A 13,398-nucleotide genomic window follows, 5' to 3' on the forward strand; every position below is an offset into this window, starting at 1 on the left:
GGAGCAATTCATTTGGCATCGATCGTTTTATGGTTAAGATGCCTTGTTTAATTTGTGTAGACACGCTCTAGCATCCGGACTGTCTTCCTTATCCGACTACAAGCCCGGTATGGTTCTATTATAGGAGCTGCAGTGGTCATAGTGTTGGCACTGTATCTAACATTTACATTTCAGTATGGTTCTATTATAGGCGGGAGTGGAATACTCCCACGAAGTTTGGGGATACGAATTTACATTTCAGTATGGTTCTATTATAGGTTTTACATCATCTTTTTTTTGAATTTCTATTATTGTTATTTACATTTCAGTATGGTTCTATTATAGGTTTCTTTTTCCACTTTAGTAAATTCAATGCTTTTACAGCTGTTTCCTGTCTGTCGTTTGTGTAAGCTTTTTACATAAACGACTATTAAGACTCATTTTTGCAGGCAACCGCTATATAGCTATTGAATTTAAATCGGTGCACAAATCCTGTCGAGACCCGGTGTTTTTTGCGTTACTCTACATGGACACAAAAAATCTCTATAAGGATTTTTACAATACATATTTCTATTATTTTAATTCAATTTCAAAAAATATACAAGTCCGTCCCCGAAAGAAGGGTTTCTCTAAAATAAAAAAGTTATTTCTACTTCAAGGCTGGTAAAGTGCTCATTATGACAACACCGCACAAAGGCAAACTTCCGATTTTTCTCCGGTTTTATAAAATACAAAGCTCTGTCATATCAATATTTTCAAGAGTTTCATCCTTCGTGTAAAATCGGTTTTATGCGGATTTTTCGAATTATGCGGTATCTCCCTATTATCCGATTAAAATATCAAGTCGGATGCTTTGAAACATCTCATGATCCAAGTTTTTTTCAGTTTTGATAAGTCTGTATATTAGGCATTTCAATCGAAGAATAGTATTTCCAACAGAAGTATGGATATATCTATTTTTTGACCGCGAAAAATCGTTTTATGTTCTCCGGGTCACGATATCCACAACTCAAAAGAGGAATAGTATTGTGCGGTGTTTCTGTAACCAAATCATTTACGGGAACTTCCAAAAAATATCCTACCTCTCCATACCGTTCCTCGTATCAATTCCCGTCCTCTTGTCCGTACGAAAAATATCCCTTCGCCATGCCGAACTTTCTTCCTCTCTTCAGCTCGTTTTTCAACGCTCTTTGCAGGGAGGTTTTCTCAGGATAAACAGACGGATCCTCGCTCAAGATTCCAAATACTCGTTCTTCCATCTGCCTGCTCTCGAGGTTTTCGCTAAGGAAGTGATATCTTCTTTGAAAATTCAGTATGTTGCTATCCTTGTTCAACAAGGTTTCAAGCTTGGGGTTGATCATCCAGGAGTCGCAGACGAAGATGAGGCGCGAAAAGGCGAAGCCCTGTGATCGGTAGAAGTCCCAAGCCTTTCGGTAGGAGTCTTCACAGAGTTCCCCACCAAAGTCTTCTCCCTCACGGATATGCACGTTGATACAGAGGGCATCGCTTGAAAGCGGAAGAGGTCCGAACCGCGCCGCCCTCTCCCCGTCCATATACTCGAACTGCAATCGTCCCAGTTTGATGACCCTCAGCTCGAGGATGTCTTCAAGCCAAGCCCCGTGTCTATCCTCGATCCCCCTGACTCCACTCTTCTTCTCAAAGTCCTCGGCCCAGATCTCAATATCACGGATGTTGTCCTCAAACAACTCATCGTCGAAACCTCTTTCTTCATATAATCGGCGTGTGAAGGTTTCCGCCTTTTCCTTAAAATAGCGATAGAGTCCTTCTTCCTTCGAGAGCCTCCCTTCACAAGGGTTGGAGCAGGAGCCGCATCGATCGATGTAGGAAGGGGTCTCTGCGAGTTTCAGTCTCAGAGCGACCGTCTTTATCGGATACATCTGATAGTATTCATTGATACGGATTGTGCTTATCCTTCTCATCCCGGAGATGATCTCCGCCTGCATCGTCAGAGGAAACTCCGTACTTCCCGGATAAAATTCGCGCTCGACCTTGAGACCGCAGCTCCGGTGGATCTCCTCTATCAGAAGAGCCTTCAACTCGTCGAGGGCAACAATGGCGATCTTGTCCAAGATCATTGCCCTCATCGCCTCCGAAGAAGCCAGATAGCTTTGGATAGGCTCTTCAATGGCAGATCCCACGGTGTAAACGAGGTCGGCGTAATTTTCTTCTTCTGCCCTGTGAAGGCGATACTCATACTCCAACTCCAAATAAGGTCCGAATCGCTCAAGTTCCTCTCCTATTTTTTTCAAGATCACCTCAGGTACAGGTCTGGATGCATAGCCCAGAAATCGTTTGATATCTTTTGTATTCTGTTTTACCCTTTCTATCACATAGTTTCGGACCTTATCCGGATCGTCCTTCCCGCTGTACAGGGTGCTCTTTGTAACAATATTTCGTTCGTTCTTCATCATACTGCCCTCGCACTTCTTCTCATCGAGGTATCGATCCCGACCGCCGCGATCAACACAACTCCCTTTGCAAGCATCTGATAAAATTCGGGGATCCCCAGCAGAATCATACCGTTGGATAAGACTCCGATGATCAGGCAGCCAAGAATAGATCTCTCCAGTCTTCCCTCTCCACCGGTGATGCTGATCCCTCCCAGTACGACTGCCGTAACAACATCAAGTTCAAAGCCTGTAGCGGTGTTGGGCAGACCGCTGTTCAGTCTGGAGAGCATGACCACACCCGCCAGACCTCCCAAAAAACCCGAGAAGGTATATACGAAGTACTTCACCTTCTTGACATCGACTCCCGAGAGGTAGGAGACCTTCTCACTGCTTCCCACACCATAGATATAGCGCCCCAAAGCGGTTCGGTACAGGATGTAGAAGCCGATCGCATAAATGGCCAGTTGGATGATGACCGGTAGGGGCATAAACCCCAGGTAACCCTGACCTATGACGCGAAACCTATCGGGAAAGCCGTGAACGGCAACTCCTCCCGTGATGATGTAGGTAAGCCCTCTGTAGACCGAAATGGTGCCAAGGGTCGCAATCAGGGGCGGGATGTCAATGTGATTGATCAGGAGCGCATTGAGAAAGCCCAAGAAGGTTCCTGTCATCAGGGTGATAAGGATCGCCGGCGAAAGAGGCAGTCCGGCCACAAGAAGTTTTGCCAAGATAATCCCCGTCAAGGCGACCGTCGAGCCAACTGACAGATCGATGCCCCCCGAGAGGATAATCATCGTCATACCGACCGTGCAGATTCCCACAATCGAAATTTGCCGAAGCACATTGGTCAGGTTTTTCAAGGTCAAAAATGTGGGGCTGCTAAGTGAAAATACCAGCATCAAAAGGAGCAGAAACAAAAGGGTACCATACTTAAAGGTAAGGTTTTTGATTTTTATTGCCATAGTTATACCTCGCTTATAAATTTGGAGGAATCCTGAAGGATCCTCTCCGCCGTGATCTCATCTTTCGCATACTCCGATACGATCCTGCCATGGTTCATCACCAAGGTCCGATCGGAGAGCCTCAGGACCTCCTCCATCTCGGAAGATACCATAAGGATAGCCTTGCCCTGATCCGAGAGTCGATCGATGATCCTGTAGATCTCTTCCTTAGCTCCGACATCGACTCCTCTGGTAGGCTCGTCCAGAAGCAGGATGTCCGGAGATGCCATCAGCCATTTTCCCAGGGCGATCTTCTGTTGGTTTCCTCCGCTTAGCTCCTTGACCTTCTGATCCAAGGAAGTATATTTTACGTTGAGCTCTTCAAGAAGTTCGACGATGGCGCCTTCCTCCGCTGCTCGATCGAAGGCCAAACCCCGTTTGAACCTCGATAGGGAGGCAATGCCCATATTCTCCCGAATCGACAGTTCCATAAAAAGTCCGCTGTCCTTTCTATCTTCCGTGATATAGCCGATTTTTGCACAGATGGCGGCCCTCGGACTATCTATGAGGAGTTTCTTGCCTTCCACAAAGATTTCTCCCGAGGTTAGGGAATCTATGCCGAAGATGGCCGACAACACTTCAGTTCTCATCGACCCGAGCATTCCGGAAAGAGAAAGAATCTCGCCCCGGTAGAGGCAGAGGTCAATGTCTTGCACCTTGGAAGTCGATACACTCTTTAGCTCCAGCATCGGTGTTTGCGACTTTGATGATACCGTTTCGCTGTGATGAAAGGAAAGTTTTTTGCCGAGCATATCTCGGACCAGGGCAGCAATGTCATAGATCCCCTTCCAGCTCCCTTCCTTTTCCTTGACGGAAATCAATTCTCCGTCCCTCAAGACACAGATGGTGTGAGAGATCTTGAGTACTTCATCGAGTTTATGAGAGACGAAGATCACCGATATCCCTCTTCCCGCGAGGTTCTCTATGATCTTATGAAGATGCTGTGCTTCCTTGGGAGAGAGGGAGGCTGTCGGTTCGTCGAAGAGGATGAGGTCGGGGGTGTCGATGAGCGCCTTTGCGATCTCGACCACCTGTCTGCTTCCGATCCCGAGGTCTCCGATCCTTTCCTCGACGGATATGTCAACGTGCAGACCGGCAAGAAGCTCTTTCGAACGCTGTTTCATCTTCTCTTCATCCAAACCGAAGCCCTTCTTCAGCTCTTTTCCGTAAAAAATATTTTGGTAGACGGCAAGCTCCGGTATGAGGTTGAGCTCCTGGTACACGGCTGCAATCTTCATCTTTCGGCTCTTCATCGGAGTCATATGTTCGATCTTCTCTCCGCGAACGTAGATGCTTCCTTCGCTCGGTGAGACGGCTCCCGTCATCACTTGGATTAGGGTGGACTTGCCCGCGCCATTTTCTCCTACAATGGAATGGATCCTTCCCTGTGCGAATGTCATAGATACCTGTTTTAAGGCCTGAACACCGGCATAGTGTTTGCTGATCTTCTCCAATCTCAAGATTTCTTTCATCGCTATCTCCATTATTAAAAACAAGACAGGGGATAGGCCCTTGTCTTGTTTCGAATTCTAGTACTTATCAATGTTTTCCTTGGTGACCGGAACCATGGGGAACTTGATCATCTCACTCATGGTCTCTCCTTCCAAGACTTTTTTCGTCGTGTTCAAAATAAGTTTTCCGCTTCCAAAGGGATCGATATCCACAGTTCCGCGATAAATCCCGCCTTCTTTGACCTTCGCGATCGCTTCATCCACCGCATCGAGTCCCACGAGACATACATCATCTCCCGTTCTCTGAGCGGCCATCATAGCTTCGTAGCCTCCCAAGACGGCATCGTCGTTGATTCCGACGACAACGTTGAGGTTGGGGTTGGTTTGGAGCACGTTTTCAATCGCCTTAAGCCCCGCTTCTCTCGTGCTTGCTTCCACTTCGGTCACGACCTTCGCATTTGGAGCATGCTTGAGGATACCCTCTTTAAGACCTTCCGCCCTCTGAATAACGGCAGGTACTTGAGTAAAGGTAAGGATGGCAACTTCCGCTTCTCCTCCCATCTTCTCTGCAATATACTTTCCAGCAATCTCTCCTCCTGTCAGACCGTAGTCTTTTTCGACCAAGCTGACAAAGGCATCTGTGTTTTGCATCTCAACGTTTGCAGCAACGATCTTGATCCCCGCTTCCTTCGCCTTGTCAACGGAAGGCTGAAGTGCCGCCGGGTCATTTGCGCTCAGGATGATAGCATCTACTCCTTGAGTGATGAGAGTATCGATGGCATCAATCTGGGGCTGAGCCTGATACTTGCCGTCATGGACGGTAAGTTCGACTCCAAGAGCTTCGGCCTCTTCCTTCATCCCGTCGATCATCTTGATAAAGTAGGGGCTTGTTACATCCATGGTCACATAGGCGATCTTGGGTGCTTCTCCTCCCTGCTCGGCAACAGGAGCTTCCTCGGCAGTCTGCTTACCTGCACAACCTCCGAGCAACAAACTGAGTCCCATAAAAGATGCCAACAATATACTGATCGGTTTTTTCATATCTGTATCTCCTTCATTTTTTATTGTCGAACCGCTTCAGGCGGGTTTGGTTTTCCAAGAACATTCCTCCCGACTGCCGATGTTCGACTTCACATACGTTTTGATTATACTGCATAGCCCGTTTAAATACAATTACTTGAAAATATATAAATTTTATCTATAAGTCCTGTACCCTTCTTCCGCAAAAAGGAAGAAACACTGATTCATACTACTCTTCCCTTGAGTTGTGGATATAAACAATCTGTGACCCATAAAAGATAAGCTGATTTTTCGTGGGTTGAAAAACAGATATATCCATACTTCTATTGGAAAATAGTATCAAAAGAGGGGATCTCACTGTTATCCAGTCCCCTGCTTTGTCGATCGAAGGGGTTTCCTGCTTGTCTCTCAATGAAAAGGCATTTACAAAGCTTATCCTCCGAAATTTCGACTTCAAAAAGCCGGCTTGCGATAGCTTCTGGCCGTACGAATGGCGCTTCGAAGGTTTTCGTCGGGGGTGTCGTTGAGACAGTTGCAGCCCAAGGCACACAGGAAATTTCTATACTTTTTCATATTTTCGCAGAGTTTCGTCGTTTCTTCTTCGATCTCCTCGACGCTTCCCCTTCCTACGAGTTCAATGGGATCCAGGTTGCCGATCAACACGATGTTTTCGGGAATGAGCGGCATAACCCTGCGGTAGTCCATGATCTGATCCAGACTTACCGCATCCAGACGACATTCGAGCATAAGGGGCAGGAAGTGCGAGGTGTCCCCACAGATATGCATCCCCTTCCAACAGGTCAACTCATCAAAGATACGATTGACCCTGGGTGTTACATAGTGTTTGAAGTTCTCAGGACTCAAAGTGACCGTCCCCGGCTCGGAGATCGAAATATACATCGCTCCCACCTTGTTGACCGCCTTGGCGTAAGCAAGGACCGTTTCGAAGGTGAAATCCAGAAGCTCTTCCACAAATTCGGGGTTTCGGATGATCTCCCTCAGCAGATGGGTCGCCCCGGCCAATTGGACCGCCAGAGTAAAAGGTCCTTGGATCGAAACATAAAGAGGCTTGTCTATTCCCGAGGCGATCTTTTCCAGGCTTTTAAGGTTCGTGGGCATCCTCCCGTCCATATAAGGATCGGGTACCTTGAGACCGCGGATGTCCTGCACACTTTGGATTGGATGGCTCATTACACTGGGAAAGTCATGATCCGGCTTTAAGAGTTCAAGTCCCAAGGTCTCACAGAAGATGGCTCCATCACAAAACGAGTAGATAAAGTCCGACTCAAACTCCTCGTTCATCCTCCTTGCAAGCTCAAACTGCCTTTCGGGGTCCTCATAGACCTCATAGCTCGTACAACCCAAAAACTTCAGTCCGTTAGTCGCCATATCCGGAAGGAAAAACACCCTGTCCTCACTGTTGATATACTCCAACAACGTCATATCCCTATACGTCTTCATCTCTTCCTCCCGTCAATTCTTTTACGAGCTTGACCGCTTCGACCGCATTTGCAGAATATCCGTCCGCTCCGATCTCTCCGGCATACTTTTGGCTGATACACCCTCCGCCTATGATGATCTTGGGAAGGAGTTCCTCCTTAGTCGAACGGATCAGCTCCACGACCTCTCTCATCTTGACCATCGTTGTAGTCATCATCGTCGAAAGCCCTATCACATCCGCCTCTTCATCCAAGGCCTTGTGAACGATATCCTCAGCCTTAACATTCAGCCCCATATCGATAACATCGAAACCTGCCGCCTCAAACATAATTTTTACGATGTTTTTTCCGATCTCGTGCAGATCGCCTTCCACAACTCCGATCACGACCTTCGGCCCTTTAGAGGAGGAGACTTCGAACTTATTTTTCAGATATGTGATCCCCTTGTTCAGGGTATCCGCACAGACGATGACCTCGGATACAAAGTACTCTTTGTTCTCGAAAAGTTTGGTGACCCGAAGCATCCCCTCACTCAAACCCCTACCCTTGATCTCTTCGGCACTGAATCCGAGCTTGAGAGCTTCATCGATCAGGGCCGTAATCGCATCCTCATCCATCTCGACCACACAGTCGGAGATCCTGCCGAGAATAGAGTCTTCCCCCATCAAACCGCGTTTGAACTCACTGTAAGCCTTCGGATCCAAACTATGGTGCAGATCGACACTCCTTGGAGGAACGAAACTCATCTCCTCCTTGGCTCCCAGAAGTTTTTCAAGGCCGGGGAAGATCTTTTCTCTGCCATAGCGATCCTCCATCGCCTTCAAGAACAGATAGTCCTGGATTCCGTAGAGGATATTTTTGAGCCTTAGAGAGGGCAGAGGGGCGTGATTTTTGCCCGGATAGACCAGGAACATGTCGCCCGCCGCCCACTTCTCCTTCTTGTAGGAGGCACTCTCGTACACATTTCCCGGCCATACGCCGTATGCCCATCGCAAAAAGCCGTTCAGACCCATATAGTAGGTGAACCATCCGATCAACCTACTCTCGATCAGAGGTGACTTGAGGAAGATATTCATCTTATCGGGAAAACAACAGGAGTACCAGGTGAGCGTTCCGCCTTTTTCCTCCACACTCCTCTTCAGGTTGTCGATATGTGAAACATTACTTACCAATTCACAAGTGTTTAGCGACAAGGACTTGATATGTTTTGAATAACGTTCAAAGAAGTTCTGATCGTGGATGGCACACTTGAGATGAATCTGTTTTTGCCCTGCCGCTCTCTGGAGAAGGCTTACGGTTTCTTCAAAAACATCAGAATCCGCAGGTTCATCGCTCAAGATCAAGGTCTTGTCCCAAAGTCCGAGCTGTTCCAAATGTGAAAATACCTTTTTGAGGTAGGTCTCGACTTCGTTCGCACTGCCAAGGTACTTGTAACTGCCGTCTCCTTCATCGAAGTAGGATACGCGGATAGGATCCCTGAAGTCGACGAGGGGGTTGCCGAAGTCGCGAGCATCCCAGTTTCCCAGTATGCCGAAGAGGTTGATCTCTTCTGCCATCCCATGTTTTTGAGCAAGAGAGAGATAGGCTTCCATCGCACTGAAATCACAGAGGAGTTCCCCGTCAACGCCCCTGCTTACCTTAACAATGTTGCTCTCAAAAAGGTTGTTGCTGTTCTCCTGCACCCCATAACAACGCTGACCCGCCCAAGGGTAATCGGAGATGATGAGATCGCAGACCTTCTGCCCCAGCTTGGAAAGTTCTTCAAAATACTTGTCTATAATATGAAGGTGTTCCGGACCGTAGTAGGAAACCTCATAGACCCTCGCCCAGTTGCAGGGATGTTGCCAGAGATCCATATAAAAATCTGTATTCTTGATATCTTCCAGAGCAAACTCTCCGACCGAAACAGGCAGAATCTTGCTCCAAACGAGACTTTCCGCCTCATAGCCCTCCGTATAAAATACTTTGAGCTCCAAACCGCACTCGGATCCCTCGAAGTCGACAGGAATCTTTCCTCCCACAAATACTCCCTGTTCCCTGTGCACCGAATAGATGCTGTCTTTGTCGGTCAGGACATCGGAGATCAGCCGGCCTTCATCGTCTCTTACAAAATCCATCAGATGGAGGAAAAAAGCCTCCTCCAACTTACTGTCCTCGCAGGAGGACAGCACTCGAAGTTCCACCCTGAACCGATGGCCCAGTCCCTTCCGGGCAATATCTGTGTTTCGTCCCCTCACCAACAAAAACTCTTCATCTGATCGAATGATACACTGAAGAGCAAACTCCTCGTTTCTCAGTACAAACAGAGGATCCGTCTCCTTCTTTGAACCGAAGGGCTCGGAAACGATGTGTTTGTATGCGGAATTTTCTAATCGAACCTCAAATCTCACAAATAACTCCTCTCTTAAACTACAAAAACACCACACAAAGGAAAACTTCTGATTTTTCTTTGGGTTTATACAATGTAAAAGTCTGTCCTATCAACATTTTCGAAAGTTTCATCCTCCATATAAAGTTTGTTTTATTCCGGTTTTTCCAATTGTGCGGTATTGCCCTATCGTCTATTTCAATCTTTGATATCCTTTCCCTGTATTCCGACACCTCGATGCCGCTCTCTGTTTGAATTGTTTCTATCCGCGAGCTCCACCCGAAAGCAACAAAACACATAGGTCACAGAGCCGGATACTTGGATATTTCATACTATTACTCATTCGAACTGCCCATAAATACTCGTTGTTCTACGGATGATATAAAACAAACTTTTACGCTTGTGAGCGTGGATATAACCATATTTCTATCGAAGAATTAGTATCCAACGGGGAATGGCATTCAAAAGAACAAAAAATTGATAAAAACTTTTGTTCTTTTATTTGAAATTTTTATATATCATTGTACCACAGATGGGAGGGAAACGGAATAGTCAAGCAGGCTGATCCAAAAAAAGAAGTGCTGCAAAATAGAAATTCCGCAACACTTCTTTGGTATATTCTTGTTTTTGTGCTCCTATTCTCCATTTAGGTTCTTGCATCGCCGATCCATACTCTGCCGAGTCAATGTCCAAGCTGTCATAATACTAGTATTCATTTGAGCTATGGATATCCGAAACCTGTACTCAACAGAAGATACACGGATGTTCGTAATCATAAAGTAGATATAACCATACTTCTATTGAAGAATAGTATAAGATCAGACAAGAGTATTCTCAAGCTCCAAAGCCTTCTATGCCTTAAATACGGTCTGTTCTTCTACGTTTTCAGTCAACGCATCCAAGGCCCTGCGAACGATCTTGTATCTGAGTTTGTACTGTTCTTCCTTCGGTGTAGCGGGATCTCCCATCGGATATGGGATGGAGATGGTCGGGACGATCTTATTGGTTCCTACGGTCATGGCCACAGGTACCAGGTTGCACAGTTGTACGATCGGAAGTCCGAAACGTTCGATCTCTTTGACTATCGTTGCGCCGCAACGTGTACAAGTACCTCACGTCGAAACCATCAAAACGCCGTCTACATTGTCTTCCTTGAGTTTTTCGTAAATCTCAATCCCCATTCTGGACGCCTCCGCCTGGGTGGTTCCCGTTCCTACCGTCGTATAGAAGTAGGGATGCAGAGATCCGTAGACTCCTTCTTTTTCCATAGCCTTCATCACATCCCAAGGTACGATGACATTTGGATCGGCATCTGCCGCTGCGGGGTCGAACCCTGCATGGATGGTCTTGAACACTCCGCCTTCCAGTCTTTCCATCTCGGATGCATCATACCTTCCCCATCTGGTCGCCGAAGCGGATTGAATACGATCGGGGTTGTCTACAGGAACGATACCTCCCGTGTTCAGGATGGCGATACGTGCCTTGGTCAGGTCCTTGATCGGTTCTGCGATCGGCACTACGTCCTTCTTAGGTATGATGAGCTCAGTCTGATACTCTTCGTTGTTGAGTTTTTTGATCAACATCTCAACTCCGCGTCGTGCAGCCGTTACCGGAGGATCCATCCAAATCTGATCGCGAACCCCCCTCTCAAAGAAACCAAATTCTTCCGCGGGAGCAGGTCTTTCTCCTCTGAGGTAGGCATTGGCGACCTTTGCCATCGCTGCGGTATCCGCCTTCATCTTGGCAGCGGACTTTCCGCCTTTGGTGATGATCATCTCTTTTTTAAACATTTCCACTCCGGGGTTTTCTTCGTTCATCGAAGTAACAACGGGCACATTGAACTCTTTTTTGACAGCCTTGCAGATACTTCCGCAGGCAAAGCCGTAACGCCCCGCTTGGAAGGCGGGTCCCGCCAAGAAGATATCGAAGTCAAGAGGTTTTAACATTTCAATGATCTCGCTGATGGCTTCTTCCGTGTGAGAACCCATATAGTTGTCCCCACAGTAGACGGTATGAGTGATCTCAGCGTCCAAAACACCTGACAGTGCCAATGCGGGTCCGATTTTTTCCGCCTTTATTACAGGTGCCAAGTCGGCAGTGTCTTCCCCACCGCTACCTGCAAAAAACTGATTGACATATAATATGGCTTTTTTCATCGCTATCCTCCTCTAAAACTCTTTCATTGTCTTCGTTGACCAACCGGCAATCCGGTCTCCGCAGAACATCGCATTGTTTTCCATAATGATGGAGCCGTCTTCGCGTACGGAAGGCCCTAAGATTTCATCGTGCACCCAACCTCCGGAGAGACCGTCTCTCGCCAAAGACTCCAGGCAACCGATGACCTTAGCGGCAGGCGGAAGCTCGATCAGAGTCGATACGTTTCCGGTAGATACGAGGGCATTGGCTTTTTCGTCCAAAACAACAAGGGGTTGAGAAGCTCCGTCCCTTCCCGTACACTCGTTGCTGATACCGACGACCTTGACCCCCACGTCCTCCAGTGCAACGATACAACGGATGTAGTCCGTATCGGGGTTTCCGTATCCTTCCTCGGTGACGATGGCTCCGTCGGCTCCCAAGGATCTCGCAAGCTGTGCCACGAAGATTGCGGATCTCTCTTTTTGTTCAAGGGATACATTGAGGTTGGACATGATGACTCCCAAGAAGTTCAGGCTCTTTCCGTGCTCTTTGTAGAGCTCCGTAATGGTCGGGAAGTTTTGCATATCGTAGGTCGACCATTTGGAGGAGGACGGCATGAAGCTTCCCGATATAAGGGCTCCATCCAACACTTCGTTGGGATGCATAAAGGTCGGTACGAAGTGGTTGAGATCCCAACCGTAGACCAAGTCGTTGTAGCCCATCTCTTCCATCTGTGACTGGGGCTGCATTACCAAGACAACGGACGGCAGGCCTTCCACACTCTTCTCCCTGTTTCTTACAGCAGGAAGTTCAAATACTTCGGTGCTTTCCGGCTCAAGGTCTTTGACGGTCTTGCCCAAATACTCGGCAAAGAGATGGCTCGCCCATCTGATTGCACGGTTCTTCTTTTGCTGCTCATGACGCTCGAACTCTTCATCGGTTTCGATCACGAGACAGATGTTGATAAGAGAACCGAACAGGGTGTATTTTTGGCCTTCGCCTCCCATGTCGATCATACCATCCCCGAAAGAACCCCAGACTCCCCCGACTCCCAGTACACTGACGCCCTTCAAGGCGTGGAGTTTGCCTTCTCCTGTCGGGGCGATCTCTCCCGTAACTCCCGGGAAGAGAGCTCTGCCGTCAAGTCTTACCCTTGGCTCTACCGCTTCTTTTACCGGAAGGATCCTTACGTCTTCGCCGGGTTTGGCGATTTCAATATCGGCCTTTGTGATATGAGGATCCTGCATAATGAAGTCCAGAGCCTCTTGTTTGTCGATGGTTAATACCCCATGTTCAAAACAAGTCTTGTCTCCGAATACGACATCTTTTACTTGAAAATTACCGATTTCCAATTTCATATTCTTCTTTCCTCCTTTGTTTCATCGTTCTTATACCGTTACCTGTTGCTCCGCCTGTTAAGAAGGTTAGATGCTTATCCCGCTACGGAACGCAGCCCACCTCGTCCGGAGATCGGGCGAATAACAGCATTGCAAACATACCTCTGAGAGGTCCGCATAATCTCAATGCGACTCGTCTTTTTTCGGCGTTGTTTTAGCTAATGAAAACGCTCATTTCGCACCCTGCGTTATC

Annotated in this window: 8 protein-coding genes; all 8 read right to left on the reverse strand. The window is 47.5% G+C overall.

The window, feature by feature from the left end; genetic code table 11:
- Positions 1 to 1,082: 1,082 nt before the first annotated feature.
- The gene (locus ACFO4R_RS11725) at positions 1,083 to 2,411 is read right to left on the reverse strand and encodes a hypothetical protein (protein ID WP_379789370.1); all 1,329 of its coding nucleotides are present in this window, start codon (positions 2,409 to 2,411) and stop codon (positions 1,083 to 1,085) included.
- On the reverse strand, positions 2,408 to 3,355 hold the full coding sequence (locus ACFO4R_RS11730) for an ABC transporter permease (protein WP_379789372.1): 948 nt from the start codon (positions 3,353 to 3,355) through the stop codon (positions 2,408 to 2,410). The genes ACFO4R_RS11725 and ACFO4R_RS11730 overlap by 4 nt, the downstream gene beginning before the upstream one ends.
- A 2-nt stretch (positions 3,356 to 3,357) precedes the next feature.
- The gene (locus ACFO4R_RS11735) at positions 3,358 to 4,866 is read right to left on the reverse strand and encodes a sugar ABC transporter ATP-binding protein (RefSeq protein ID WP_379789374.1); all 1,509 of its coding nucleotides are present in this window, start codon (positions 4,864 to 4,866) and stop codon (positions 3,358 to 3,360) included.
- A 57-nt stretch (positions 4,867 to 4,923) separates the two neighbouring features.
- Entirely contained in the window at positions 4,924 to 5,886 is a 963-nt protein-coding gene (locus tag ACFO4R_RS11740) for a sugar ABC transporter substrate-binding protein (protein WP_379789376.1), read from the reverse strand.
- Positions 5,887 to 6,318: 432 nt separating this feature from the next.
- Positions 6,319 to 7,326 carry a uroporphyrinogen decarboxylase family protein gene (locus ACFO4R_RS11745; protein WP_379789378.1) on the reverse strand — a complete coding sequence of 336 codons (1,008 nt, stop codon included), beginning with the start codon at positions 7,324 to 7,326 and terminating at the stop codon, positions 6,319 to 6,321.
- Positions 7,313 to 9,694 (reverse strand): glycoside hydrolase domain-containing protein, encoded by a 2,382-nt coding sequence (locus tag ACFO4R_RS11750; protein ID WP_379789380.1) that lies wholly within the window; start codon positions 9,692 to 9,694, stop codon positions 7,313 to 7,315. Before ACFO4R_RS11750 ends, ACFO4R_RS11745 begins: the two co-directional genes overlap by 14 nt.
- Before the next feature lie 829 nt (positions 9,695 to 10,523).
- Positions 10,524 to 11,828: a glycine/betaine/sarcosine/D-proline family reductase selenoprotein B gene (locus ACFO4R_RS11755; protein ID WP_379789382.1), complete on the reverse strand. Its 1,305-nt coding sequence runs from the start codon at positions 11,826 to 11,828 to the stop codon at positions 10,524 to 10,526.
- Between the two features lie 12 nt (positions 11,829 to 11,840).
- Positions 11,841 to 13,166, reverse strand: coding sequence for a glycine/sarcosine/betaine reductase component B subunit (locus ACFO4R_RS11760; protein WP_379789384.1), 1,326 nt, complete (start codon positions 13,164 to 13,166; stop codon positions 11,841 to 11,843).
- Positions 13,167 to 13,398: the final 232 nt, after the last annotated feature.

It is taken from the genome of Filifactor villosus, from assembly GCF_042652965.1.
Lineage (GTDB): Bacteria > Bacillota > Clostridia > Peptostreptococcales > Filifactoraceae > Filifactor > Filifactor villosus.

Excerpts from the sequence above, each read along its gene's own strand:
- ACFO4R_RS11735 (WP_379789374.1), bottom strand. The coding sequence starts at position 4,866 with ATGAAAGAAATCTTGAGATTGGAGAAGATCAGCAAACACTATGCCGGT.
- ACFO4R_RS11730 (WP_379789372.1), bottom strand. The coding sequence starts at position 3,355 with ATGGCAATAAAAATCAAAAACCTTACCTTTAAGTATGGTACCCTTTTG.
- ACFO4R_RS11745 (WP_379789378.1), bottom strand. The coding sequence starts at position 7,326 with ATGAAGACGTATAGGGATATGACGTTGTTGGAGTATATCAACAGTGAG.
- ACFO4R_RS11725 (WP_379789370.1), bottom strand. The coding sequence starts at position 2,411 with ATGATGAAGAACGAACGAAATATTGTTACAAAGAGCACCCTGTACAGC.
- ACFO4R_RS11760 (WP_379789384.1), bottom strand. The coding sequence starts at position 13,166 with ATGAAATTGGAAATCGGTAATTTTCAAGTAAAAGATGTCGTATTCGGA.
- ACFO4R_RS11740 (WP_379789376.1), bottom strand. The coding sequence starts at position 5,886 with ATGAAAAAACCGATCAGTATATTGTTGGCATCTTTTATGGGACTCAGT.